At 55.5% G+C, this 25,035-nt stretch carries 20 protein-coding genes and 3 tRNA genes; 14 read left to right on the top strand and 9 right to left on the bottom strand.

Annotated elements, in window-relative coordinates; translation table 11 throughout:
- Positions 1-36: 36 nt before the first annotated feature.
- Positions 37-834: an ABC transporter substrate-binding protein gene (locus TH4_RS08480; protein ID WP_064780667.1), complete on the bottom strand. Its 798-nt coding sequence runs from the start codon at positions 832-834 to the stop codon at positions 37-39.
- 176 nt (positions 835-1,010) lie between these two features.
- Here TH4_RS08480 and TH4_RS08475 point away from each other — a divergent pair, with 176 nt between their 5' ends.
- The 3 genes from TH4_RS08475 to TH4_RS08465 all read left to right on the top strand — a co-directional run bounded on the left by TH4_RS08475 (position 1,011) and on the right by TH4_RS08465 (position 3,656).
- Positions 1,011-1,700: a FadR/GntR family transcriptional regulator gene (locus TH4_RS08475; RefSeq protein ID WP_064780666.1), complete on the top strand. Its 690-nt coding sequence runs from the start codon at positions 1,011-1,013 to the stop codon at positions 1,698-1,700.
- Between the two features lie 171 nt (positions 1,701-1,871).
- Positions 1,872-2,396 (top strand): hypothetical protein, encoded by a 525-nt coding sequence (locus TH4_RS08470; RefSeq protein ID WP_064780665.1) that lies wholly within the window; start codon positions 1,872-1,874, stop codon positions 2,394-2,396.
- Positions 2,397-2,447: 51 nt separating this feature from the next.
- Complete coding sequence (locus TH4_RS08465) at positions 2,448-3,656, top strand: hypothetical protein (protein WP_064780664.1); 1,209 nt, start codon at positions 2,448-2,450, stop codon at positions 3,654-3,656.
- Between the two features lie 51 nt (positions 3,657-3,707).
- Here TH4_RS08465 and TH4_RS08460 read toward each other — a convergent pair whose 3' ends face one another.
- The gene (locus tag TH4_RS08460) at positions 3,708-4,583 is read right to left on the bottom strand and encodes a LysR family transcriptional regulator (protein ID WP_064780663.1); all 876 of its coding nucleotides are present in this window, start codon (positions 4,581-4,583) and stop codon (positions 3,708-3,710) included.
- Between the two features lie 129 nt (positions 4,584-4,712).
- Between TH4_RS08460 and TH4_RS08455 the strand changes: the two genes are divergently transcribed.
- Positions 4,713-6,020 carry an aspartate aminotransferase family protein gene (locus TH4_RS08455; protein ID WP_064780662.1) on the top strand — a complete coding sequence of 436 codons (1,308 nt, stop codon included), beginning with the start codon at positions 4,713-4,715 and terminating at the stop codon, positions 6,018-6,020.
- 89 nt (positions 6,021-6,109) lie between these two features.
- On the opposite strand, the gene TH4_RS08450 is transcribed toward TH4_RS08455, so the two are convergent.
- Positions 6,110-7,234 (bottom strand): metallophosphoesterase, encoded by a 1,125-nt coding sequence (locus TH4_RS08450; protein WP_083997022.1) that lies wholly within the window; start codon positions 7,232-7,234, stop codon positions 6,110-6,112.
- A gap of 279 nt (positions 7,235-7,513) precedes the next feature.
- Here TH4_RS08450 and TH4_RS08445 point away from each other — a divergent pair, with 279 nt between their 5' ends.
- From TH4_RS08445 to TH4_RS08435, 3 genes are read left to right on the top strand one after another with little or no spacing between them, the layout of a single operon-like run.
- Positions 7,514-8,524 (top strand): HlyD family secretion protein, encoded by a 1,011-nt coding sequence (locus TH4_RS08445; RefSeq protein WP_064780661.1) that lies wholly within the window; start codon positions 7,514-7,516, stop codon positions 8,522-8,524.
- 11 nt (positions 8,525-8,535) lie between these two features.
- The gene (gene rbbA / locus TH4_RS08440; protein WP_064780660.1) at positions 8,536-11,331 is read left to right on the top strand and encodes a ribosome-associated ATPase/putative transporter RbbA; all 2,796 of its coding nucleotides are present in this window, start codon (positions 8,536-8,538) and stop codon (positions 11,329-11,331) included.
- 4 nt (positions 11,332-11,335) lie between these two features.
- A complete protein-coding gene (locus TH4_RS08435; RefSeq protein WP_064780659.1) occupies positions 11,336-12,478 on the top strand; it encodes an ABC transporter permease in 1,143 nt (380 codons plus the stop codon).
- 51 nt (positions 12,479-12,529) lie between these two features.
- Here the strand turns inward: TH4_RS08435 and TH4_RS08430 are convergent.
- The 3 genes from TH4_RS08430 to TH4_RS08420 all read right to left on the bottom strand — a co-directional run bounded on the left by TH4_RS08430 (position 12,530) and on the right by TH4_RS08420 (position 12,792).
- A tRNA-Val gene (locus TH4_RS08430) sits at positions 12,530-12,606 on the bottom strand.
- 16 nt (positions 12,607-12,622) lie between these two features.
- Positions 12,623-12,699 (bottom strand) — tRNA-Val (locus TH4_RS08425).
- A 16-nt stretch (positions 12,700-12,715) separates the two neighbouring features.
- Positions 12,716-12,792: transfer RNA gene (locus TH4_RS08420), tRNA-Val, on the bottom strand.
- Positions 12,793-13,036: 244 nt separating this feature from the next.
- Here TH4_RS08420 and TH4_RS08415 point away from each other — a divergent pair.
- Positions 13,037-13,903, top strand: coding sequence for an N-formylglutamate amidohydrolase (locus TH4_RS08415; protein ID WP_064780658.1), 867 nt, complete (start codon positions 13,037-13,039; stop codon positions 13,901-13,903).
- Entirely contained in the window at positions 13,903-14,481 is a 579-nt protein-coding gene (locus TH4_RS08410; protein ID WP_064780657.1) for a GNAT family N-acetyltransferase, read from the top strand. The genes TH4_RS08415 and TH4_RS08410 overlap by 1 nt, the downstream gene beginning before the upstream one ends.
- 696 nt (positions 14,482-15,177) lie before the next feature.
- On the opposite strand, the gene TH4_RS08405 is transcribed toward TH4_RS08410, so the two are convergent.
- The 3 genes from TH4_RS08405 to dgcN form a co-directional block, all read right to left on the bottom strand.
- The gene (locus TH4_RS08405) at positions 15,178-16,377 is read right to left on the bottom strand and encodes a GGDEF domain-containing protein (protein ID WP_064780656.1); all 1,200 of its coding nucleotides are present in this window, start codon (positions 16,375-16,377) and stop codon (positions 15,178-15,180) included.
- A 365-nt stretch (positions 16,378-16,742) separates the two neighbouring features.
- Positions 16,743-17,723 (bottom strand): N-acetyl-D-Glu racemase DgcA, encoded by a 981-nt coding sequence (gene dgcA / locus TH4_RS08400; RefSeq protein WP_064780655.1) that lies wholly within the window; start codon positions 17,721-17,723, stop codon positions 16,743-16,745.
- Position 17,724: 1 nt separating this feature from the next.
- Positions 17,725-18,729 carry an N-acetyltransferase DgcN gene (gene dgcN, locus TH4_RS08395; RefSeq protein ID WP_008891406.1) on the bottom strand — a complete coding sequence of 335 codons (1,005 nt, stop codon included), beginning with the start codon at positions 18,727-18,729 and terminating at the stop codon, positions 17,725-17,727.
- 272 nt (positions 18,730-19,001) lie between these two features.
- Here dgcN and TH4_RS08390 point away from each other — a divergent pair, with 272 nt between their 5' ends.
- The 5 genes from TH4_RS08390 (at position 19,002) to TH4_RS08370 (ending at position 25,033) form a co-directional block, all read left to right on the top strand.
- Positions 19,002-20,351 carry a glutamine synthetase family protein gene (locus tag TH4_RS08390; RefSeq protein WP_008891405.1) on the top strand — a complete coding sequence of 450 codons (1,350 nt, stop codon included), beginning with the start codon at positions 19,002-19,004 and terminating at the stop codon, positions 20,349-20,351.
- A gap of 222 nt (positions 20,352-20,573) precedes the next feature.
- Complete coding sequence (locus TH4_RS08385; protein WP_064780654.1) at positions 20,574-21,680, top strand: polyamine ABC transporter substrate-binding protein; 1,107 nt, start codon at positions 20,574-20,576, stop codon at positions 21,678-21,680.
- A 412-nt stretch (positions 21,681-22,092) separates the two neighbouring features.
- A complete protein-coding gene (locus TH4_RS08380; protein WP_008891403.1) occupies positions 22,093-23,259 on the top strand; it encodes an ABC transporter ATP-binding protein in 1,167 nt (388 codons plus the stop codon).
- Complete coding sequence (locus tag TH4_RS08375) at positions 23,256-24,197, top strand: ABC transporter permease subunit (RefSeq protein WP_064780653.1); 942 nt, start codon at positions 23,256-23,258, stop codon at positions 24,195-24,197. Before TH4_RS08380 ends, TH4_RS08375 begins: the two co-directional genes overlap by 4 nt.
- Positions 24,194-25,033, top strand: coding sequence for an ABC transporter permease subunit (locus tag TH4_RS08370; RefSeq protein WP_008891401.1), 840 nt, complete (start codon positions 24,194-24,196; stop codon positions 25,031-25,033). The genes TH4_RS08375 and TH4_RS08370 overlap by 4 nt, the downstream gene beginning before the upstream one ends.
- Positions 25,034-25,035 lie beyond the last annotated feature (2 nt).

Here is a 25,035-nt window from a genome sequence, read left to right as displayed (position 1 = left end):
GGTATCGTCGGCAGGGATGATCAGCGATATGCGCGATTATTTAAGGGTCGGCATATCAAGGACCTGAACGGTCGAGGTGGTGTCTTCTGGCGTTGCACCGAACCAGGTTTCATGCAGACCGGCGATGAAGCCTTCTTTTTTCAGCTCGGTGATAACGTCGTTAACTTCGGTTGCGAGGGCTGCATCCTTGTTAAACATGATCGAGTATTTTTCACCGGTGGTGATGCGCTCGACCACTTTAAGGGCCGGCTTGTCCTTGACGTAATACAGCAGTGCCGGGATGTCGCTTACATAGCCGTCAATACGACCGGCCTGCAGATCAAGCATGGCTGGCGACAGGCCTTCGTAACGGCGGACATCGGCAATGCCGTATTCGCCGCCATTTGCGGTGACCCACATATCGCCCGTGGATCCGGTATCAACACCAACAACCTTACCATCCATGGTAGCCAGGCCGGTGACGCCGCCTTCTGCGGTGGCGGTCAGGGACTGGTCACTGTCGTAATAAGGCTGTGCGAAGGTGACAGACTCAAGGCGCTTGTCGGTGATGGTGATGGACGAAACCGCCATGTCGATCCGGCCCGACTGGACCGCCGGGAACAGGCCGTTGAACGGGATGTTGACGAACTCGACCGATTTGCCAAGGCGGTTGGCGATTTCATTGACGAGATCGACTTCGAAACCGACCACGGTGCCGTCAGCTTCTTCGAATTCCCACGGCACGTTGCCGATATTGGCACCAACGGTCAGGTCTGCTGCGTTTGCGGATGCCAGTGAGGACACGGCAAGAACGCCGCCAACGACGCTGGACGTCAGAAAGTTGAGAAACTTCATTATGATTTCCTTGTGTTTTTAGCCTACCCTGAGATACTTCTGGTCTAACTGGTCAGACCAGTCAGGCCAGACAAACATATTTGGATGATACGTGCAAGATTGTTTGTGCAAAAATGAGTCAGATTTGCTTTGATACCGACAACTGAGCAAAAAATACGCAAGAAGGACACGAGGGAATGTTCAACCGCACGCCGCTGCCGCAGACAGTCGCACGCCAAATTCAGGACATGATCCAGAACGGGGAACTGACCCCGGGCGACAAAATCCCATCCCAGCGCGAATTCGCGCAGAAATTCGGCATTTCCCGGGCTTCCTTGCGCGAGGCACTTCTGACCCTTGAAACACTTGGTCTGATCAAGACCGAGGCCGGGCGCGGCACCTTTGTCACCGACCCCGCCAGCCGCGCCAAAGCCGATATGGCACCGTGGCGCTATTCGGAAAGCCACAGTGTTTTTGACGTGTTCCAGACGCGCATGATCCTTGAAAGCGAAATTGCAGCGCTGGCCTGTGGCCGCCTGACCGCGACCCAGCTTGAGGCGATGGAAGACGCCACCAACCGCATGGAAAAATGCTGGGCCGAGCAGGACCTGATCGCCAATGTCGAGGCCGATCTGGAATTCCATGCAACGATCGTCGAGGCGTGTTCGAACAGCATGATGCGCGAACTTTATCAGGCGGTGCGCGACAAGATCACCGAAACCCAGCGCCAGCCGATCCCGATCACCGATCCGGAACGCATGCGCGCCTCCATCGGTGAACACCGCAAAATCATCGCCGCCCTGCGCGACAATGACGCCGAACGTGCGCGGCGTGAAATGCAGGCCCATGTCCGCAACACCGCGCGCTGTGCCGGTTTGCAAACGTAGACTTCCCGACTGCCCCCTGCCGACATCTTGGTAATTTGCTCGACAAACATGACCATGACCGGGCTTAGAAAAGTCTGAGACCTTTTCCCCAAGGTCACCTTTTCGCGTCACAACACCTTGCTGAATTGCGTCGTTGCTGCGGGTATAAACCGCTGCAACGGAGCGCGATCAATGCTGAAAGATTTCAAGACGGAATGGAATGCCCTCTGGAAGATCAGTGATGGCTTGCAAACCGGTGTGGAGATCAAGGATAGCAAAACGACCATTCCCGATCAGATCAGGCTGCTTAAAGCAGAAGTAACCACCTATCAGCAGTTGGTTGACGCATGTGGATCGGTCAAAAAGGGGGATGATCCCATCGCCCTGCTGGCGAAGATCGAGGAAAGTTTTATTGCTGTCCAAACGATTGAAGAGGTTTTGCTGACTTTGATCGACTTGCAGATTGACGCCAATAAAACAGCCCCCAAGGGGGCATTGATGCGTCCATCCAGCTATCCCAGCACGCTTTACAACCCGACACTTGAAAAGCTTGGCACCGAGCTCAGCTCCGTGGTGGCAGCCATGCAGGCGGACCTGTTGGCCGCAGGCTTGAATACCGAGGTCGAGACGGCACAGGAAAACATGGCAGGTGTATCGATCAAACCCAAAGTCACCGAAGCCAAATTCACCGCCCCTTCCTGGTTCAAAACCAAATAAGGCACGTGCTGCAACGCGATCATCAAACACAATTGAAGATGGGTTCACGTCATGAATTTTGCCACCGCACATAATGCAATCACATTGCCGCCCCCTTACAACCAGAACAGCCCGGCAGACCAGAACTCGGTCTCAACTTTTATCAACAAGTTATTCGAAAACGGTACGGGTCAGGTGCGCAATCCCACCGCGATGACAAACGGTATTCTGGCTGCTGCTCAGGCTGATCAACCCGGTTACTGGCTGATTGACAATGCGACCCAGGCGGCAATATTGGAGCTTTGGCTCACCATCTGGACCAATCATGTGCTTGGTATAGCAAACACTCCGACAAATGGCGTTCCGGCGACTACACGCGCCACGGATATTGCCCTGTTTGAAAGTATTGCAGCCTATGTACAGGCCAATCATTCGGCATTGTATGTTCCCGATATTACGTATCACGGCCCGGTCGCGGGTCCGAATTCAGCACCGGTCTATGATATTGACGGATATGAGCGCGCCGATCTTTTTCTGACAAACACGGAAATTGCGCAGCCAAGGGGACTGGCGGCTGCACAAAAGCAATTTAATATTCTTGCTTTCCTTGAACTGTTTGCAACAGGTGCGCATTTTGTTGCGATCAACTCGGTTGATGATATCCCATTTGGAACACCGCCCGCATTCCTAGATATGTTCAAGGAAAACGGTGCGCTTTATGAGAAGACCAGCACCGCCTACATGCATTCGCATTATTCCGGGGCAAAAGGCCTGACCAATATCGGTGCCGGATATGCCTATCCCAATGATATCGGCGGATCCACCACAGGTACCATGCTTGGCGGTTATATCGGCGCACGAACCGGCAGTACTTTAAGAACCATATTCGGAGCAGCCCTTGGTGCACTTTCTGATGCAATCACCGCAGATGACGCGCCCACTCCTTGCCCTTTTGTCTGTTCCCTCCTTGCCGGGAACACTTCCTGGCTTGCACCAAACACCTTTTTCCAACTTGAAGGTTGGCCCGGTATATTGTCGCGCGGATTTGGGGCAAAAGGGCGCCACGGACAGGATTTTTCCGTCCATCAAACAACAAAATGGAATATCGCAACCTACGGCGCCTCACCCTTCAGCGAGAAGCGTGGCACGACTGTTTTTCTTGCCCCAAACAACTGGAACCCGGTGCAATCTGTGACGACCTGGACGCAATACGCTGGCAGTAAAACACTGCAAGGTTGGTATGATACCAACCTGATCCGGCCGACCGCCAATCTGCTTTAAGCTCATCTGTTCAGTGTGCCAGTTTTGGGTACTGGCGGGATTGTAAGCCATTCACAAGAACGGCAGCATGTTGGTGATGTGATCGGCGAATGCGTCCGTGGCCGGGCTTGGATTAATCTCGGATTTCAGGACGCGCAGGCCCAATTTCGGCAAGGGTGGTAACGGCGATTTCAGGATGAAAAGATCGCTCGGCACCGCCTTTTGCATCATCACGCTGATGGCAAGCCCAGAACGGGTCACGGCGATCAGGCCCGCCAAGCTGTTGCTGGCATAGGCGATTTGATAGGGCAATTTGGCCGCGTCCATCGCATCACGGGCGGATCGATGATCAAGGGCGTTGGCGGCGGCCAGTGCCAGCGGGATCGGGCTTTGCGGGCCGGTGTTCTGGTTGAAATCATGGAGTTCCAGCGTCGGTTTGCTGCCGACCCAGGCGAGTTGTTCGGTGCGGATAAAGTCACCGCCGGGCGTTATATCCGGAGTGGAAACCAGCGCCATGTCGATCTGGCGCGCATGCAGGAGTTTTTGCAATTCCGGCGTCGGGGCCGACACCACCCGGATTTCGATATCACGATGGATCGCGCCAAAACTTTTGAGCAAGGCCGGGAAAAAGGCGATCAGGTAATCTTCGGGGCAGCCAAAGGTGATGGCACCGCGCAATCCCTGATCGGAAAAGCTTGAGACCGCATCATCATGCAGGCGCAAGATGCGTTCGGCATACCCCAGAAACCGCTCCCCAGCCCCGGTCAGTCGCACCCCACTGCCCGAACGATGAAACAGGCTTTGACCCAGCGCATCTTCAAGTCGCTGGATCTGCATGGTGACGGTTGATTGGGTGCGGCCGACCTGAATGGCGGCGGCACTGAGCGTGCCGACATGGGCCGCACGGACGAAGGTTGTCAGCAGTTTGAGATCAAGCAGTGCCTGCATACGGGGCTCCGTCCATTACAGCCATCAATATTTTTGATATCGGAGTACAAGCATTATCAATTTTACCGCTTTCGCGCCACAAGATAGGCTTTTCCCATCAAATGAAGCGATCAGCACAGGGGAAAGATCATGTCACGCAACGACGATGCCGCCTTTTGGGAAAGCGCAAATAACCACCTGATCCGGTATGGCAGCCCGTTTGATCCGGCGATCATCGAGCGCGCCAAGGGATCATATGTTTATGACGCCGATGGGCGCGCGATCCTTGATTTTACATCCGGCCAAATGTCAGCGGTTCTGGGCCATGGCCACCCGCGCATTGTTGAGACCGTACAGCGGCAGGTCGAAACCGTCGCACACCTGTTTAGCAGCATGCTGACCCGGCCGGTGGTGGAGCTGGCCGAACGGCTGGCCGCCCTTGCCCCGGGGCTGGAAAAGGTTTTGTTCCTGTCGACCGGGGCCGAAAGCAACGAAGCGGCCATTCGCATGGCGAAGCTTGTCACCGGCAAGCATGAGATCGTGGCGTTTTCCAAAAGCTGGCACGGCATGACCGGGGTGGCGGCATCGGCAACCTATAGTGCGGGGCGCAAGGGATATGGCCCGGCCGCCGTCGGGTCCTTTGCCATCCCGGCCCCGAACGCATTTCGCCCGCGCTTCAAGCATCCGGACGGGTCGCTTGACTGGCAGACGGAGCTTGATGATGCGTTCGAGCTTCTGGATGCGCAATCGACCGGCAATCTGGCGGCATTTGTCGCCGAGCCGATCTTATCGAGCGGCGGGATCCTTGAACTGCCGAAGGGCTACCTCGCCGCGCTTAAAAAGAAATGCGAAGAGCGCGGGATGCTGCTGATCCTCGACGAGGCGCAAACCGGCATCGGCCGCACAGGCGACATGTTTGCGTTTCAGCGTGACGGGGTCACGCCCGATATTCTGACATTGTCCAAAACCATCGGGGCTGGATTACCGCTTTCGGCCGTCATGACGACGCCCGAGATTGAGCAGGCCGCCTATGAAAAGGGCTTCCTGTTTTACACCACCCACGTGTCCGACCCCCTGCCCGCCGCGGTTGGCTTGACGGTGCTTGATGTGGTCCGCGACGAGAAGCTGGTCGCACGCGCAAGCCAGATGGGCGCACAGCTGTTTGAAGGGCTGTCCGCGATCAAGGGTCAGTATGCGTGCGTCGGCGATGTGCGCGGGCGCGGGTTGCTTTTGGGCATGGAGATCATCAAGGAGACTGGTAATCGCGAACCCGATCACGACATGGGTGCGGCCATCATGGCAGAGGCGTTCAAGCGCGGGCTGAGCATGAATATCGTCAAGATGCCCGGCATGGGCGGCGTGTTCCGCATTGCCCCGCCCCTGACCATCAGTTCAGAGGAACTCGATCAGGGCATTTCGATCATTGGTGATGCCGTGAAGGCGTGCGTTACGCGCTAGGACCTAATAGCTTCTCGCCCCTCCCCTTGTGCCACCGCACGGAAAACGGCGTCCTGATTTCTCGGGACGCCGTTTTGTTTTGGGTGGGCTTAGCCCTTGCGGAGCGTAATCACGGTGAGTTCAGCGGGCACGCCAACCCGGATGGCGAAGCCCGGCCATTGGGCGGTGCCGTTATTGACGTAAAGCTGCATGTCCTCAATGTCATACATGCCCGATACAAAGCCGCCATTGAGCATGGCCACGATATTGTCAAAGCCCCATACCATGCCGCCGTGGGTATGGCCGGAAAGTTGCAGATCGACACCCAGCGGTGCTGCGTCGCGGGCCATTTTCGGTTGATGATCAAGCAAGATCACAGGCGCCCCTTCCGGGCGGCCTTCAAGCGCCTTGGCAACATCGGGTTCGGGGCGGTCCGTATTGCCAGCGCGAAGGTCCGTGACGCCGGCGATGGTCAGTTGCCCTCCATCGCGATCCAGAACGATATGATCGTTTTCAAGGGTCAGCATATTGAGCCCGCCATAATGGCGCATCCAGTTTTCATAGCCGAAATAGTATTCATGATTGCCCGGAATGGTGATGATCCCGTCGCGCGCGCTCAGATCAACAAGCGGCTGCACATCATCGTAGCGCAGCGGCAATTCACCATCGATCAGATCACCGGTGATCACGATCAGGTCCGGCTCAAGCGCGTTGGTTTTTTCAACCACCTCTACCACCCAGGGGCGTTCATAGAGCTTGCTGATATGAAGGTCAGTGAGCTGGACAATGCGATAGCCGTCAAACGCATCGGGAAGGTCGCGGATGGTGACATCCATTTCCTTGACGTCGGGTACGCGCATGCCTTCTGCCACGCCAAAACAGGCCAGTGCGATGGCGGCAAAGGACATGACGGTGCGCAGGATTTTGGGCGGGTGTTGCTTGCGGCGCAGGATCACCCAGCGCAGCAAAAGACCGATCAGGTCATAGGCCAGCTGGAACCACACCAGGAAGAAAATCACGCCAAATGCCACGTTGATGGCGACAACAATCGGTTGCGGGAATTCCGGCAAGAACATGCTGCCAAAGGCGATGCGGGAATAAAGATGATGCTGGGATCCGATCAGCAAAAGCACGCCAAAACTGATCTTTGCCCAGCGCGGCCATGCCAGATAGCGCACGTGACGCACAAGAACATACAAACAGGCAAGAGCGACATTGATGTGAAAAAACAGCACCGGACAGACAATCCTTTGAAAACAAATGAGGCGTCGCGCAATATAGCCGAAACGAGCGGAACAATCGCAACCATTCACTTAAACGTCTGAAACAGGTGATTGGTTTTCAAAAAAGATTGCGCAACATCAAAGCCCGGGGCGAAACAATCACCTAGGATCATTCCAGAGAGTGTTGCGTTGCACAATTGCAAGAGCAATACTCGTTGAAATTGTTGACCAAGTCGCGCTGTGCCCTGTCCCTGCGCCCTGCCTTGGTCCGCCCCGTCGTCGGAGAATGGAATGAAAAGCTTGCGTGCCGTGTTGATCGTTCTTGTGGGGGTTGCCGCTGCCGCCGGGGGTGGATATGCCTATTGGCAGTCACAGCAATCAGACCTGCCTGACTATATCGCATCGGGCAATGGCCGGATTGAGGCCGAGGAAATCCGGGTGGCAACCAAATATGCCGGGCGGGTTGAGGAAGTTCTGGTCGAAGAAGGTGATCAGGTCACCGCAGGTCAGGTCATGGCGCGGATGGACACCGCCGAACTGGTTGCCAACCGTGCGCGCGCCCGTGCCGAGCTTGCCAGTGCCGAACAAGGCATTGCCGAGGCAGAAGCCCTGATTGTTCAGCGCGAAAGCGAGTTATCTTTTGCCGAGCAGCAGCTTTCGCGTGCCGAGGAACTGGTCAAGAACAACAACATTTCACGCGAACAACTTGATCAGAGACGTGCCGATCGCAATGTCGCAAAAGCAGCCCTTACCGCGGCCCAGGCGCGCCTTGTCAGTGCGCGGATGAATGTCTCGGCGGCATCCGCCGCCCTTGAGGGCATTCAGGTGCAAATTGATGATTCGGTCCTTAAGGCCCCGCGCGATGGCCGCGTGCAATATCGCCTTGCCGAACCGGGCGAGGTTTTGGCTGGTGGCGGCCCGGTCATCACCCTGATTGATCTGACCGATGTCTATATGAACGTGTTCCTGCCGCCCCGTCAGGCGGGATTGGCGTTTGTTGGCAATGAAGCGCGGATTGTTCTGGATGCCGCCCCCAGCTTTGTCATTCCGGCCAAGGTATCGTTTGTCGCCGATGATGCGCAATTCACCCCGCGCGAGGTCGAAACCCGGGCCGAGCGCGATAAATTGATGTTTCGCGTCAAGGTGCGGATCGACCCGGAATTGCTGGCCGAGCATATCAAACGGGTAAAAACCGGCCTGCCCGGTGAGGCCTATATCATGTTGGCTGATCATACCGACTGGCCGGAGGCGTTCACCCCGAATGTGCCTGATGACGCCACCCTGCGTCAGAACACGCAATAGAGCGCGCCCAGATGGTGGACAGCACCGATACTTCCCGCGATATATCAGACGTCGCTGTAAGGCTTGAGGATGTCACGCTTCGATATGGCAAGGTGGCCGCCCTTGACGCGATCAGCCTTGAAATCCCGGCCGGACAGACCGTGGGCTTTATCGGCCCGGACGGGGTTGGGAAATCAAGTGCGCTTGCCCTGATTTCGGGTGCGCGCAAGGTGCAGGACGGCACGGTCGAGACGCTTGGCGGATCGATGAAAGATGCCAAGCATCGCAACGCGATCCTGCCACGCATTGCCTATATGCCCCAGGGGCTTGGCAAGAACCTGTATATGGACCTGACGGTGCGCGAGAACCTTGAATTTTTCGGCCGCCTGTTTGGTCAGGGCAAGCGCGAGCGCGATGAACGCATAGCACGGCTTGTCGCCGCGACCGGGCTTGATCCGTTTACCGAGCGCCCGGCCGGCAAGCTTTCGGGGGGCATGAAGCAGAAGCTTGGGCTTTGTTGTGCTCTGATCCATGATCCCGATATTCTTATTCTGGATGAACCGACCACCGGGGTTGATCCGCTGTCGCGTCAGCAATTCTGGCAATTGATCGATGCCATCCGCCAAACCCAAAGCGAGATGACGGTTCTGGTTGCCACCGCCTATATGGATGAGGCAGCGCGCTTTGACCGGTTGATTGCGATGAATGACGGCAAGGTGCTTGCGACCGGCACCGCGGACGAGATTTTGGAGCGCACCGGGACCGATACGCTTGAGGCCGCGTTTATTGCGCTGCTGCCCGAGGAAGAACGCCAAGGCCATCATGAGCTGACCATCCCGGAACGCACCATTCATGGCGATACGCCCGCGATCGTTGCCGAACATCTGACCAAGAAGTTTGGTGATTTTACCGCCGTCGATGATGTCAGCTTCCGGATCGAGAAAGGCGAGATTTTCGGGTTTCTCGGCTCCAACGGCTGTGGCAAGACCACGACCATGAAGATGCTGACCGGGCTTTTGAATGCGTCTGAGGGCACAGCCGAGCTGTTTGGCAAGCCGGTCGATGGGCAGGATATCGCGCTGCGCAATCGGGTTGGCTATATGAGCCAGGCCTTTTCGCTGTATTCCGAATTGACCGTGATGCAGAACCTTGAGCTCCATGCGCATCTGTTTCATTTACCCAAGGACAGAATCAAACCGCGGATCGAGGAACTTTCGAAACGGTTCGGGCTGGGGCCCTATCTTGATGATCTGAGTGAACGCTTGCCGCTTGGTGTGCGTCAACGATTGTCGCTGGCGGTTGCGATCATTCACAGCCCGGAAATCCTGATTTTGGATGAGCCGACATCGGGTGTTGATCCGGTAGCACGTGACGGGTTTTGGGAATTGCTGGTCGAGCTTTCGCGTGATCAGGGGGTAACGATTTTCATTTCCACCCACTTCATGAACGAGGCGGAGCGGTGCGATCGCATATCGCTGATGCATGCCGGCAAGGTGTTGATCAGTGATACGCCGAGCGCCATCACCAAGGGACGCGGCTGCGACACCCTTGAAGACGCGTTTATCAGCCATCTGGAAGAAGCGGAAGGCCCGGATGGCTCGGATGGCGCGAATGCAGGCGCGCCAGACGCCCCTGCCCCCGCAGATGCCCTTGCCACGGATGACGATGCCAAAGCCAACTGGAAACCGGCACGGGCGTCGCTGTTCAGCTTCCGGCGGTTATGGGCCTATTCGCTGCGCGAAACGATGGAACTGGTGCGCGATCCGATCCGCCTGATGTTTGCCTTGATTGGCACCGCGATCCTGATGCCGGTATTTGGTTGGGGCATTACATTTGATGTTGAAAACCTGACCTATGCGGTGCTTGATCGTGACCAAAGCGCTGAAAGCCGCACCTATATCGAAAACCTTTCGGGATCGCGGTATTTCGAGGCACAGGAACCACTACTTAGCAATGATGAGCTTGAGGCACGGTTGCTTTCGGGGGACATTGCCTTGGCGATTGAAATACCGCCCGGTTTCGGGCGCGATGTTGCCCGCGGTGACAGCCCGGAAATCGGCGCGTTTATTGATGGATCGATGCCATTTCGCGCCGAAACCATTCATGGCTATGTCGAAGGCATTCATAACCAATATCTGGCAGAGCATCGCAAACGCGATGTCGGCAGTGCCGACACCGGCCAGCCGATGCGCATTGAAACGCGGTATCGCTATAATCAGGATTTCAAAAGCATTTATGCCATGGTGCCATCGGTTATTGCATTGCTTTTGATGTTTATTCCCGCGGTTTTAATGGCGGTCGGGGTGGTGCGTGAAAAGGAACTGGGATCGATCACCAACCTTTATGTCACCCCGGTTTCCAAGCTTGAATTCCTGTGGGGCAAACAGTTGCCCTATATCGGGCTTGGCCTGATCAACTTTGTTTTGATGACGGCGATGGCGTTGTTCTGGTTTGAGGTGCCGTTACGCGGCAATGGCCTGACGCTTCTGGTGGGCGCGATCCTGTTTGTTACCGCCACCACCGGATTGGGGCTTTTGATTTCGTCCTTTACCAGCACCCAGATCGCAGCCCTTTTTGGCACCGCGATTGCGACCATGGTGCCATCGGTGATGTTTTCGGGGATGATGCAGCCGGTCTCTTCGCTTGAAGGGGCGCCGGTTGTGCTTTCAACCATCATCCCGACATCGCATTTCATGTCGATCAGTGTCGGCACCTTTACCAAGGCGCTTGGCTTTGCGGAACTTTATCCCGAACTGATCAGTCTTCTGATCTTCTTCCCGGCATTGACCGTGCTTTCGATGCTGCTTCTCAAAAAGCAGGAGGTGTAAGGATATGCTTGGCAGACGGATCAGTAATATCTATCGCCTTGGCATCAAGGAGCTTTTCAGCCTCAGACGTGACATGGTGCTTATGGCGCTGATTGTCTGGGCGTTTTCGTTTGCGATTTATAACGCCGCCACCGGCTTTTCGCATGATCTGCGGCGCGGCTCGATCGCGATTGCCGATCAGGATGGATCGGCGCTTTCGCTGCGCATTTCGGATGCCTTTCTGGCCCCGTACTTTCAGGAACCGGTCCGCATTGCCGAACGCGACATTGATGCGGCGATGAATAGTGGTGAATTTACCTTTGTGCTGGTGATCCCGCCGCGGTTTGAGGCCGATGTGGTTTCCGGGCGCGATCCGGAAGTGCAGCTTAACATCGATGCCACAGCGATGATGCAGGCCGGGATCGGCCAGGGCTATGTCAGCAACATCATCGCCCAGGAAGTTTCGACCTGGTTGGGCGGCAAATCGGCCTGGGCCGGGCAGAACCGAACAGAGGCCGCGACCATCGTGACGCGCTATGCCTATAACCAGAATGTGCAAAGCGAATGGTTTACCAGCACGATGGAGATCATCAATGCGATCACCATGCTGTCGATCATTCTATCCGGCGCAGCACTTATCCGCGAACGCGAACATGGCACGATCGAGCATCTTCTGGTGATGCCGGTGGATCCCTATGAGATCATGCTGGCAAAGGTCTGGGCCAACGGGCTTGTGATTTTGATCGCCTGCATGCTGTCACTGATTTTCGTGGTCGAGCTTGTGCTGGGCGTGCCGATTGCCGGATCGAAGCTTTTGTTCATGGGCGGTGTGGTGATTTATCTGTTCTTTGCCACGGCGCTTGGCATTTTCCTCGCCACCATGACGCGATCCATGCCGCAATTTGGCCTGCTGTTCATTCTGGTGGTGTTGCCCTTGCGATTGCTTTCGGGCGGCAGCACGCCGCTTGAAAGCATGCCCGAGACTTTGCAGAACATCATGCAATTCTCCCCCGCGACCCATTTCGTCAAATACGCGCAGGCCATCTTGTTCAGGGGTGCTGGTATTGAGGTGGTTTGGCCGGAATTCCTGCTGGTGTTTGCGATCGGGGTTGGATTTTTCGCCTTTAGTGCGCTTCGGTTCAGAAAAAGCATCGCGCAAATGCGATAAAGTTTGGTCCGGACACACAAAACCCCGCGCGGGAACCCGGCGGGGTGGGAATGGTGGGCCTAACAAGACTCGAACTTGTGACCTCTCGCATGTCAAGCGAACGCTCTAACCAACTGAGCTATAGGCCCCTATGGGTTTGAAAGATGGTGGGCCTAACAAGACTCGAACTTGTGACCTCTCGCATGTCAAGCGAACGCTCTAACCAACTGAGCTATAGGCCCCTATGGGTTTGAAAGATGGTGGGCCTAACAAGACTCGAACTTGTGACCTCTCGCATGTCAAGCGAACGCTCTAACCAACTGAGCTATAGGCCCGCAAATCCATCTTTCGAAAGACCGAAGCTTTGTAACCAAAACACCGGTCTGTGCCGTTTGCGTCGGCGAGGCGGTATTTAGCCCAAGGCGGACCTTGGCGCAACCCCAGAAATGGTTTTTTGACAAAAAATGTTCATCAAATCCGTGGCAATTCCCATATGCTAGAAGATAGTATGATAATGGATCGCAAGACGCACGACGAAGCCCAAATCCGTGTCATAAGGGATGGACATTACGAAAGACAATGAACCAGTTGCCTTCGGAACTCGCCTCAACTGGCCCCGCCACCGTTATCCTGCCACCACGGCAAACCTTGCCGGTGGTGTTTGCATCCCCGCATTCAGGCCGCCATTACCCGCAGGATCTGATTGAACGCGCACGCATTGGCGCGTTTGAGCTGCGCGCATCCGAAGATGCCTTTGTCGATCAGTTGTTCACGGCTGCCCCGAAACTGGGCGCACCGTTGCTGTGTGCGACATTTCCGCGCGCCTATGTCGATGTGAACCGGGCGGCCATGGAACTTGATCCGCGGATGTTTGATGGCGACCTGCCCGAAGATAACGAGATCAATTCGATGCGCGCCCTTTCGGGATTGGGATCCATCCCGCGGGTGGTCAGTGGCGGGGTCGAGATTTACAAGACCCGCCTGCCCGCCGAAGAAGCGCTTTCGCGGATCGATACCTATTACCGGCCCTATCACACGGCGTTGCAGAAGCTGATTGATCTGACGCGCGCCACGTTTGGCTATTGCATTCTGATTGATTGCCATTCGATGCCCGGGGATTCGTGCGACAGCGCAAAAAACCGCGTTGATCTGGTGCTTGGCGATTGCTATGGAAGTTCCTGCCACCCGTCATTGACGCGGTTTGTGGACGATTGTTTTCGCGATATGGGCTTTGCGCCCGCGCACAATGATCCATATGCCGGGGGTTATTGCACACGCCATTACGGTCGCCCGCAAGAACATGTGCACAGCCTTCAGATCGAGCTTTCTCGAGCACTTTATATGGATGAAACGACAATCAGCCCGCATCGCGGATTTGACACTCTGCGAGATCAGATGACCGATCTGATATCGCGCTTTCATGATCTCGACGGGAACCCGTTCTAATGAGCAATACCATCGATACCAGTGACGTTTTAAGCGATCTGGTCATCCGCGATGCAGAACCCGAAGATTTTGAACGGATCACCGAGATTTATGGCCATCACGTGCTGCATGGCCTGGCATCGTTTGAGGAACGCGCCCCTGAAATCGCTGAACTGACATCGCGCTGGCAACATGTGCGCGAACGCGGCCTGCCCTATCTGGTGGCGGATGTGGATGGAAGGGTTGAGGGATTTGCCTATGCCGGGGCGTACCGGACGCGTCCGGCATATCGTTTCACGGTCGAGGACACGATTTACATAGCACCCGAAGTCGTCGGCAAGGGGGCTGGCAGTGCGTTGCTTGCGGAGCTGATCAAACGGGTCACCGCCCTTGGCTATCGCCAGATGATTGCCGTGATCGGCGACAGCGCCAATGTCGCATCGATCGGGCTGCATGCGCGGTTGGGGTTCCGGGTGGCGGGCACGCTTCAGTCGGCGGGATTTAAAATGGGCCGCTGGGTCGATAGCGTGATCATGCAGCGCGGTCTGGGCGACGGGGATGGCAATATCCCCGTTGGCAATCCAACGCGCGAAAAATAGCCGAAAAGAAGTCCAGAGGGATTTTAAAGGGCGCTTCCTGATTTTGCCGGGCAGCGCCCTTGGCGTATCTGCGCACCGCCATGACCCCAAGTTGATTTGCACCGCACCATTCTAACAATTCCAAAACACATGAGATGTTCAGGCGCTGAGCAGATGCTTTAAATTGGGCTAACTGGCTGAATTTAGGCAAAAAAGAAGGCCGCCTGTGACAGCGGCCCAAGTCTAGGGAGGAAACGTCCAAGAAACGAGCGACAAGTCGCTCGCCGGAATGCACTGCGTCCTACCGCAGCGCACAAATGAACATTACCCATTCACCGGACAGGACGCAACAGCTTTTTGACTAATTTTTTGTCAGAAATATTACTGCTTCTTTTTTGTGCATTATTTTGAGGCATTGCACCCCAAACGCCCGCAAATTTCACATCTCGCGGCTATTTTTTGATCACCGAAGAAAATGGAATTTTCGAAAAAGCTGAGAGAATCGACGCGAATCCGAACTGACCTGGCGCGAGCTCATGCCGATTCCACGCCTTTCCCTGGCCTATTCCGTTTGCACAGGACAGGCCTCAACAGTGATCGACGCTGGATACGCCGCCACGATGTCCGTCAGAAAGGGTTTTATGGATCAGGAGAGGTCGCGTCGCGAGCGGACGTATGCGTTGGGCAGCAGAGCTCCGTCGGACTCACAGTAAGTCGCTAGTTTACGCTGCGATCAACCGAGGGGGCATTGGTGGTCGACGGGGACGCCAGAGCACTTACCGTATTGCGCCGCCCGGAATAGCCCTGTGCGACAAGGTCATCGCGGTCCTGGCGTTTTTTGGCCTCGTACATGCGCTGATCAGCAAGGTCGATAAGGTTTTGCGGCAAGGCAATGGCATCTTCGATGCGTTCGGAAAGACCGACACTGGCGCGCTGCACCTGCCCGTTTTCAAGCTTTGCCAGCCCCGGGGCCATGACACGTTCAAGTACCTCGACAGCGCGGGCACGGCCCAGTTCGGGCAACAGCACCAGGAATTCCTCCCCGCCCCAGCGCACAACCATGTCAGAACGGCGGAAACGATGGATCAGGTTATTGCCGACCTCGCCCAGAATGCGGTCGCCGTAATCATGGCCATAGCGATCATTGATCTGCTTGAAATCATCAAGATCGATGAAGGCAACCGTATAGGGCACCTTCTTGCGCAGTGCGCCTTCGAAGCTGACCCGGATCATTTCCATGCCAAAGGCACGGGTATAACAGTTGGTCAGCGGATCAATGGCGATTTCATGGGCGGCGGTGACGGTGCGATAAAGCTGCACAAGGGCTGATACCAGCGCCAGCGGCAACAGGAATGCCAGCAGCATTTCAAACGGCACGAACCCGGTCGCAAGTCCGCTTTGCGCCCCGATGACAAGCAACACGGCAAATGGCACTGAAAGAACGGCCGCCTCGACCATGGTGACGGGCATGATGGCAATCATCATCACCAGACCGATCAGAAGGAAGCTGTGCGAACTGTGCATGTAATCGGTCGCAAGCGGGTCATTGCCAGCAAAGACACATAGCAAACTTGCCGCGACAATCAGCATCAGCATCGGCAGGTACGGAAAACGTCGGCGCAACCGCGCACTGACCGCGCGATTGGTGAGCACCACAAGCGCAACCCCCGCCACCAGAAGGCGCAGGGTAAAGGTCTGCGACGACCACATTTCAGCGGCAAAGGCCCCGTCCCAGAACGGAACGGCAAGCGTCAGGACAAGAACGAAAAGGGCTGCGAAACGGGCGGTGAGCTGGATCGATTCCTTGCGGCGCAGATGCAGGAGCTCTGCATGCCGTGGCGTGTAGAGAAAATCCCGATAGCAGCATCGAAACGTCTTTTTTGACGGACTGCTATTTTCCTGAGGGCCTGAATCCACGCGAACCGCTCCAACCAGATTTAAGCGGGCCACACAGGCCCTTTATATAGATGTCTCATCGTTCCTTTATTTGGTCCAAGACACAACTATACATTAGGGTGGCGTCATGCAGCAGATGGGCCGAAATTGAGCTTTAAAACGGTCAAGACCGACCGCAAGATGTTGATTCGTAAACAAAAAGTTAACCCGTAACCCACCATATCTGGCTATAAAAAAAATTTCCCTTGGCTTTTCTACCTTGGGTCGAAAATTCGGGTGCCGGTTTTTTACATTGGAAATAAAAACGGCGCACCGATTTGCCGATGCGCCGTCTTATATCGCCCCGATTACAGGGCGATTATGCCGTTGTATAGCGTTTAGTCGAATCAGCCCCAGAGTTCGCGATCCGGCAGCCCCATCACACCGTTTTTAAATGTCAGAGCATGATCGCGATCCTTGGCCATCCAGATCGGGCCATCGAGATCGACAATGCGCGACATCGCACCGGTGATCATGGCGGGTGCCATGGCAAGCGATGTTCCGACCATGCAGCCGGTCATCATTTGCATGCCGGCCTTGGATGCGGCCTCGGCCAGCTCAAGCGCGCCAGTAAGACCACCGGTCTTGTCGAGCTTGATGTTGATCATGTCATAGAGATTGGCCAGACGCGGAATGTCGGCCATCGTATGAACAGACTCGTCAGCACACAGAAGCACCGGGCAATCGATATCGATCAGACCATCATCCTGCCCGGCGGGCAGTGGCTGTTCGATCATCTCGACCCCCAGACCATCAAGTTCGGCACCGATATCTTCGAGCAGATCAAGTGACCAGGCTTCGTTGGCATCGACAATGATGCGGGCCTTGGGCGAACCTTCACGCACAGCACGGACCGACTCAAGGACGTTTTCGCCATTGAGCTTGACCTTCAGCAACGGGGCATGGGCGATCTTGCGGGCGGCTTCGCGCATATTGTCCGGGGTATCGATCGACAGCGTTTCGGCCGTGATCAATCCTTCGGGCGCCTTGTGGCCGATCAATTCCCATACGCGACGTCCCATACGCTTGGCTTCCAGATCCCAATAGGCGCAGTCAACTGCGTTGCGCGCAGCACCGGCCTTCATGGCGTCCTGAAGTTCCTTGCGGGTCATGCCACGGTCAAGGGCGTCTGCCTGTGCTTCGATGTCGGCAATGACACCTTCGACCGTTTCATTATACCGGGCATAGGGAACACATTCCCCCTGCCCGGTATGGGTGCCGTCGCTGAGCGTCACCTTGACCACATGTGCCTCGGTCCGGGCCCCGCGCGAGATCTTGAAGACCTGTGCGAGGGGGAAGACTTCGGAAATCACAGTGAGTTTTGGCAACTTAGATCTCCTGCAGCTTGTCGACCAGCGACGCAACGCCGGTACGGACCGGGTCAACAGCCGGAAGGCCGAATTCGGCTTCGATGTCAGCCAGAAGTTTCTTGGCGGCCGCGTCGTCAAGCGCCTTGGTGTTGATGGCAAAACCGACAACCTTGCAATCCGGGTTGGTCAGTTTGGCGTGCAACAGGTTGACGTCGAGGCAGGTTTTCAGATCCGGGAGTTTGTACCCCGGAAGACCACGCATGTGGGCACGGGTCGGCTCGTGGCAAACCACAAGCGCGTCCGGCTGGGAGCCGTGGATCAGGCCCATGGAAACACCGGCGAACGATGCATGGAACAGGCTGCCCTGCCCTTCCATGACGTCCCAGTGATCCGGGTCATTGGCCGGTGCAATGGTTTCAACAGCGCCCGAGATAAAGTCGGAAATCACCGCATCAACCGAGATGCCTTCGCCAGCGATGAAGATACCGGTCTGGCCGGTTGCACGGAAGTCGGACTTGATACCGCGTTTTTTGAATTCGGCGTCGATTGCAAGGGCGGTGTACATCTTACCGACCGAACAGTCGGTACCGACAGCCAGAACGCGCTTGCCAGAACGTTTTTCACCGTTGCCGACCGGCACCTTGCCGTCGAAGTGACGCACGTCAAACAGGCTGACACCCTTGGCCTTGGCCGCATCGACCAGTTCGGGAATCGACGAAAGACGGGTGTGCAGACCGTTGGCGATGTCCATACCGGCATCAATGGCCGCCAGCAGGGTTTCCATCCATGCCGGGCCAATAATCCCGCCACGGTTTGCAACGCCCAGCACCAGGGTTTTAACGCCGGCTGCCTTTGCTTCGGCGATCGACATTTCCGGCAGACCAAGGTCCGCCTGACAGCCCGGCAGGCTCATCTGACCGACGCACCATTCCGGGCGCCACTGCTTGATGCCGATTGCGGTTTTTGCAGCCAGTTCGTCCGGCGCGTCACCAAGAAACATAAGATACGGATGTGCGATTTTCATAATACCTCCTTGACCAGCATCCAAACGCTGCTCTTAAATATTGTGGCGCGACTATAGCGCAATCTGGTAGGATCGTTCCAGAGATATGAAACGATATCTTCGACGATCCAACCGAAAATTCGTCTATAATTCTAATAAACACGACAATAACGAAATTAAATACAATAGTCTTCGAAGACAAACATCCTTTCTTGTGAATTTGTTCGGGAATGGCCCGAAAAACGCAAGAAAATGCAATTTTGAAGGACTGGCGTGAAAGCGCCCGACTACACATGAGCACCGATCTCAAGACGTGGCTATCCGAGCGAAAAATCGAAGAAGTCGAATGCATTGTTCCGGACATGTCCGGCGTTGCGCGCGGCAAGGTTCTTCCGACACAGAAGTTTCTTAAGGGGCTGGAGGCCAAAAGCCTTGCCATCCCCGAAGCAATTTTCTGCCTGACGGTAACCGGCGGCTACCCGGAGGAAACCGATGCCTTCCTTGACCCGGCCGAAAAGGACGTGGCGATGGTTCCCGACCCGGAAACCGTGCGCGTTGTGCCATGGTACGAGGAGCCAACGGCCCAGATCATCTGCGACTGTTTCCATTTTTCCGGCGAAGAAGTTTCGACGTCGCCGCGCGGCGTACTTAAACGTGTTCTCAAGGCATTTGAAGAACGCGGCATGCGGCCGATCATCGCGCCAGAACTTGAATTTTATCTGGTGGCAAAGAACACCGATCCGGACAACCCGCTGGAGCCGCCGATTGGCCGTTCCGGCCGTCCGGAACGCGCATCAAACGCGTTTGGTATTGATGCCATCAACGAGTTCGATCCGCTGATTGAAGACCTGTATGACTATTGCGAGGCCATGAATATCGACGCCGATACCATGAGCCACGAGTCGGGTCCCGCCCAGCTTGAAATGAACTTTAACCATGGTGATCCGCTTGAACTGGCCGATCAGGCCTTTTTGTTCAAACGTACGCTGCGTGAAACGGCACTCAAACACGGTGTCTATGGCACGTTCATGGCCAAGCCGATGGGCAACCTGCCGGGAAGTTCGATGCATATTCACCAGAGTCTTCTTGATATCAACACCGGCAAGAACCTGTTTGCCGATGATGACGGGGAAAACTCGAAACTGTTCCTGAACTATATTGGTGGCCTGCAGCGTTACCTGCCGGCAGCCATGCCGCTTCTGGCGCCAAACATGAACAGTTATCGCCGTTTGCAGCCCTGGTCGGATGCCCCGATCAACATGCACTGGTCACTTGATAACCGTACGGTCGGCCTGCGCCAGCCGAATGGCCCGCCCGCGGCACGCCGTATTGAAAACCGTCTTCCGGGGGCAGATGCCAACCCGTATCTGGCGGTTGCGGCGTCGCTTGCCTGTGGCCTGCTCGGCATTATCGAGGAAGTCGATGCGACGGCCCCGATCGAAGGTTCGGGCTATGACCGTGCGCATTCCCTGCCACGTCACATCCACGAAGCGCTTGCGAAGTTCCATCGTTGCAAGCCGCTTAAGGAACTGCTGGGTGAAGAGTTCGCTGCCGCCGTCATCGCGGTCAAGGAAGCGGAATGGGATGCCTATCAGACCGTGATCAGCGCCTGGGAGCGTGAACACCTGTTGCTGAACGTTTAAAACACGCCTGTCGAATTTTGCGCCGGGACTTGCTGCCCGGCGCAAGATTGTTGCATGTTAAATGCACAATTTTTTACATGATGCGAAATATGCACATTTTTCCATCTTGTATTTGACAATATCCTGAAGCATTCGAAGGATATTACGATAAGCCCCGGGTTCTGGGGGACCAAAACAGAACCGGTAAACTTTCAAACGCTGCCACATGGGAGGCTCAGCGAAATGAAATCTCTTCTTAAAACATCAAGCCTGGTTGTGCTTGCGGCTGCCGTATCTGGCTTTGCCACTGGTGCATCGGCACAGGAAGTTCTCAACGTTTATAACTGGTCGGATTATATCGGCGAGGAAACCGTTGCGAATTTCGAAAAGGAATACGGCGTCAAGGTCAACTATGACGTTTACGACAGCAACCAGCTGGTTGAAGCCAAGCTGCTGGCGGGTAATTCCGGCTATGACATCGTGGTGCCGACCCTTGCTGACGCCGAACGCCTGATCAAAGCCAAGCTGTTCCAGCCGATCGACAAATCCAAATTGTCGAACTATGGCAACCTCGATCCGGTGATCCTTGAGCAGCAGGCAAAATACGACCCGGACAATACCTTTGCCGTGCCGTATTTCTGGGGCACCAACGGTTTTGGCTATAACGTTGCCAAAGTTCAGGAAGTTCTGGGTGACGATGCCCCGCTTGATAGCTGGGCGATGATCTTTGATCCGAAATATGCCGAAAAGCTGTCGTCATGCGGCCTGTCGCTTCTGGATGATCCGGGCGAGATCGTACCGCTGGTGAACTTCTATCTTGGCAATGTGCCGGAAGACGAACCGACCACGGAATCGATCGAAAGCGCCTTTGAGCAGCTTGAGAAAATCCGTCCGCATGTGACCTATTTCCATAGCTCCCAGTACATCAACGACCTTGCAAACGGTAACGTTTGTATTTCTGTTGGCTGGTCGGGCGATGTCGGCATGGCGGCCCTTCGCGCAGAAGAAGCCGGCAACGGCAACGAGATCAAGTATGTCATTCCGAAAGAAGGCACCCTGATCTGGTTTGATGCGATGATGATCCCGGAAGATGCACCGAACCCGGATCTGGCGCACAAGTTCATTGACTATGTGCTGCGTGCCGATGTCGAAGCTGAAATCGCCAACTATGTTGCCTATGCAACCCCGAACCTTGCCGCGATGGAACTGGTTGACCCGTCCCTTCTGGAAGATCAGGGCATCTATCCGCCGCAGGAAGTAAAAGAACGTCTGCGTTCGAAAGTCGAGCCGGGTTCACGCCTGCTGCGTACCCGTACCCGTCTGTGGACGAAGCTTAAAACCGGTCAGTAAGTGATCGAAAGCGGTCCTGACGGATTGCGATCCCTGATCCCTGCGAAGGGCGCGACTTTGGTCGCGCCCTTTTGCTTTTCAGTCGTGCGAAACGATGCGGCCAGGCAGCCTGTGACTCGTGATCACGGTGCTTTATTGGTTGCAGTCAGCCTGTTTCTGACAACCGGACCCTTTCGCAGAAATGCACATTTTCTGAACACCACACGCCGATTCTCTGCCAATTTAGGTATCAAATGGTGATTGTTGTTCAAAATATCGCACACCCCTCTTTACAGATTGCAGAATTGCTTCATCCTGTTATCAGGAAGAACCGACCTTTCAGCAATGCTGCACCATTATAAGAGTGCACATCAGGTCATCAGGGACTGACGTCTGATTGAAGCGGTTCATCTTGACATTGAAACAGGGGAGAATGCTGGTGTCAGAGGCGGTTTTGGAGCGCGTGCACGAGGATGTGCACAAGACGCAACCTTGGAACAATCCGGACGCGGTTCCCTATATCCGCTTTGAGAATGTGACCAAGAAATTCGGCGACTTCTATGCCGTCGATGATGTTTCCCTGGATATCTATCGCCACGAACTTTTCGCCCTTCTGGGCGGGTCCGGTTGCGGGAAAACCACGCTGTTGCGCATGCTGGCCGGGTTCGAGGAACCCACATCAGGCAAGATTTACATCGATGGTGTCGATATGGCCGGTGTTCCGGCCTATGAGCGCCCGACCAACATGATGTTCCAGTCCTATGCCCTGTTCCCACATATGAGCGTTGAACAGAATGTCGCGTTCGGGCTGGTGCAGGATGGCGTTTCGCGCAGCGAGATCAAGGAACTGGTCGCCGAGATGCTGGGCCTTGTGCAGATGAGCAAATTTGCCAAACGCAAACCCCATCAACTTTCGGGTGGTCAGCGCCAGCGCGTTGCATTGGCACGGTCACTTATCAAACGGCCAAAGGTGCTGTTGCTCGACGAACCGCTGGGGGCGCTTGACAAGAAACTACGCGAACAGACCCAGTTCGAGCTGGTGAACATTCAGGAAAAGGTCGGCACCACCTTTGTCATGGTTACCCATGACCAGGAAGAAGCCATGACCATGGCATCACGCATTGCGGTGATGAATGAAGGGGTGATCAACCAGACCGGCACCCCGTTCGAACTTTATGAATATCCCAACAGCCGCTATACCGCGAACTTCCTCGGTCAGGTCAACCTGATTGAAGGTGTTCTGGTCGATGACGATGAAAAATATGCCGTCATCAAATCGGATGAGGCCGGGTGCGAGATTTATATCGATCACGCTGTTCAGGGCCATGAAGGCATGACCTTCTGGGTGGCGTTACGTCCCGAGCGGCTTCGCATCACCAAGGAAGCGCCCAAAGAAACCAAATACAATTGCGTATCGGGCAAGGTCGAAGAGATCGGTTATCTTGGCGGTATTTCGACCTATCACGTGCGCCTTGAAAGCGGCAAACGCATCAAGGTGACTGAACCGAACTCTACCCGCCAGATCGAGCCGCGCTATACGTGGGAAGACACAGTCTGGGTATCGTGGGAGGCCGGGGCTGCTTCGGTACTGAACAAATGAGCAGTGACAAGCAAGAGGGCCGCTTGACCCTCAAACAACGTTTTGATCGCTGGATGATCAAACATGGCCGGGTACTAGTGGTTGGTATCCCGTATTTCTGGCTGTTTTTGTTCTTCCTTGTGCCGTTCCTGATCGTTCTCAAGATCAGCTTTTCCGTCGCCGAATATGCGCAGCCGCCCTATACGCCGCTGTTTGAATGGATCGATGAAGGCATCACGGTCACGCTCAATTTCGGGAACTACCTGTTCCTTCTATCTGACAGCCTTTATGTCACGGCCTACCTCAACTCGATCCGGATTGCGGCGATATCGACCGTCATCACGCTTCTGATCGGTTATCCGATGGCGTACGGCATTGCGCGCGCACAAGGATCGATGCGCAGTGTGTTGCTGATGCTGGTCATCCTGCCGTTCTGGACGAGCTTTCTGATCCGTGTATATGCCTGGATCGGGATCCTTGACCGCGAAGGCTTGATCAACGCGTTCCTTATGTGGACCGGCATCATTTCCGAGCCGCTGATCATGCGTCAGACGGAATTCGCGGTCTATGTCGGGATTGTCTATACCTACCTGCCCTTCATGATCCTGCCGCTATATTCCACGCTTGAAAAAATGGATGTCAGTTTGGTGGAAGCCGCCCTTGATCTGGGCTGCAAGCCCTGGCAGGCCTTTGCCAAGATCACGCTGCCGCTTTCCATGCCGGGGATTTTGGCAGGCTCACTTCTGGTGTTTATTCCGGCCGTGGGTGAATTCGTTATTCCGGAACTTCTGGGCGGTCCGAACACCTTGATGATCGGTCGAACCCTCTGGAACGAGTTCTTTGCCAACCGTGACTGGCCGATTGCGTCAAGCGTTGCAATTGCGATGCTGCTGTTCCTTGTCGTTCCGATCATGTGGTTCCAGCATATCCAGACCAAGCAGGAGGAAGGCCAGCAATGAGCAGCAAACGTTCAACCTTCCTGATTTCGGCATTGGTGTTTGGCTTTGCCTTTCTGTATGTGCCGATCCTGCTTGTCATGATCTATTCCTTTAACGAAGGGAAGCTTGTGACCGTCTGGGCGGGCTTTTCGACCAAGTGGTATGTGTCGCTGTTTTCCAATGACGGCATGATTGATGCCGCCTGGAACAGCCTGCGCATCGGGGTGATGTCAGCAACGCTTGCCCTGGCCCTTGGCACCCCGGCGGGACTTGTGATGTCACGCTTTGGCCGGTTCAAGGGACGCACGCTGTTTTCAGGCATGATTGCCGCCCCGCTGGTGATGCCAGAGGTTATTACCGGTCTGTCGCTTTTGCTGTTGTTTGTAACGCTTGAGCAAATGATTGGCTGGCCAGCCGGGCGTGGTCTTTCGACGATCACGATTGCACATACGACCTTCTGTGCGGCCTATGTCGCAGTTGTGGTGCAATCGCGCCTGTCGGGGATGGATACCTCGGTCGAGGAAGCGGCAATGGATCTGGGTGCTAAGCCAGCCAAGATCTTCTTTGTCATCACGCTTCCGATGATCCTGCCAGCGTTGCTGGCCGGGTGGCTGCTGTCCTTCACCCTGTCGCTGGATGATCTGGTGATTGCAAGCTTTGTCGCAGGGCCAGGATCGACCACGCTTCCGATGAAGGTGTTTTCATCGGTGCGTCTGGGGGTCTCGCCGGAAATCAACGCACTGGCAACCCTGATCATTCTGGCGGTGTCGGTGATGATCGTGATTGCAAGCCTGATGATCCTGCGGTCCGAGCGGATGCGCAGCCGTGCCTCTGCCGGGGCGGACGCGCAACACTAAGG

The organism is Thalassospira tepidiphila MCCC 1A03514, from assembly GCF_001662875.1.
Classification (GTDB): Bacteria; Pseudomonadota; Alphaproteobacteria; order Rhodospirillales; family Thalassospiraceae; genus Thalassospira; species Thalassospira tepidiphila.
The sequence above is the reverse complement of the archived record's forward strand: the minus strand, read 5'-3'. Positions and strand labels throughout refer to the sequence as shown.

Excerpts from the sequence above, each read along its gene's own strand:
- TH4_RS08480 (WP_064780667.1), bottom strand. The coding sequence starts at position 834 with ATGAAGTTTCTCAACTTTCTGACGTCCAGCGTCGTTGGCGGCGTTCTT.
- TH4_RS08475 (WP_064780666.1), top strand. The coding sequence starts at position 1,011 with ATGTTCAACCGCACGCCGCTGCCGCAGACAGTCGCACGCCAAATTCAG.
- TH4_RS08470 (WP_064780665.1), top strand. The coding sequence starts at position 1,872 with ATGCTGAAAGATTTCAAGACGGAATGGAATGCCCTCTGGAAGATCAGT.
- TH4_RS08465 (WP_064780664.1), top strand. The coding sequence starts at position 2,448 with ATGAATTTTGCCACCGCACATAATGCAATCACATTGCCGCCCCCTTAC.
- TH4_RS08460 (WP_064780663.1), bottom strand. The coding sequence starts at position 4,583 with ATGCAGGCACTGCTTGATCTCAAACTGCTGACAACCTTCGTCCGTGCG.
- TH4_RS08455 (WP_064780662.1), top strand. The coding sequence starts at position 4,713 with ATGTCACGCAACGACGATGCCGCCTTTTGGGAAAGCGCAAATAACCAC.
- TH4_RS08445 (WP_064780661.1), top strand. The coding sequence starts at position 7,514 with ATGAAAAGCTTGCGTGCCGTGTTGATCGTTCTTGTGGGGGTTGCCGCT.
- rbbA (WP_064780660.1), top strand. The coding sequence starts at position 8,536 with ATGGTGGACAGCACCGATACTTCCCGCGATATATCAGACGTCGCTGTA.
- TH4_RS08435 (WP_064780659.1), top strand. The coding sequence starts at position 11,336 with ATGCTTGGCAGACGGATCAGTAATATCTATCGCCTTGGCATCAAGGAG.
- TH4_RS08415 (WP_064780658.1), top strand. The coding sequence starts at position 13,037 with ATGAACCAGTTGCCTTCGGAACTCGCCTCAACTGGCCCCGCCACCGTT.
- TH4_RS08410 (WP_064780657.1), top strand. The coding sequence starts at position 13,903 with ATGAGCAATACCATCGATACCAGTGACGTTTTAAGCGATCTGGTCATC.
- dgcN (WP_008891406.1), bottom strand. The coding sequence starts at position 18,729 with ATGAAAATCGCACATCCGTATCTTATGTTTCTTGGTGACGCGCCGGAC.
- TH4_RS08390 (WP_008891405.1), top strand. The coding sequence starts at position 19,002 with ATGAGCACCGATCTCAAGACGTGGCTATCCGAGCGAAAAATCGAAGAA.
- TH4_RS08385 (WP_064780654.1), top strand. The coding sequence starts at position 20,574 with ATGAAATCTCTTCTTAAAACATCAAGCCTGGTTGTGCTTGCGGCTGCC.
- TH4_RS08380 (WP_008891403.1), top strand. The coding sequence starts at position 22,093 with ATGCTGGTGTCAGAGGCGGTTTTGGAGCGCGTGCACGAGGATGTGCAC.
- TH4_RS08375 (WP_064780653.1), top strand. The coding sequence starts at position 23,256 with ATGAGCAGTGACAAGCAAGAGGGCCGCTTGACCCTCAAACAACGTTTT.
- TH4_RS08370 (WP_008891401.1), top strand. The coding sequence starts at position 24,194 with ATGAGCAGCAAACGTTCAACCTTCCTGATTTCGGCATTGGTGTTTGGC.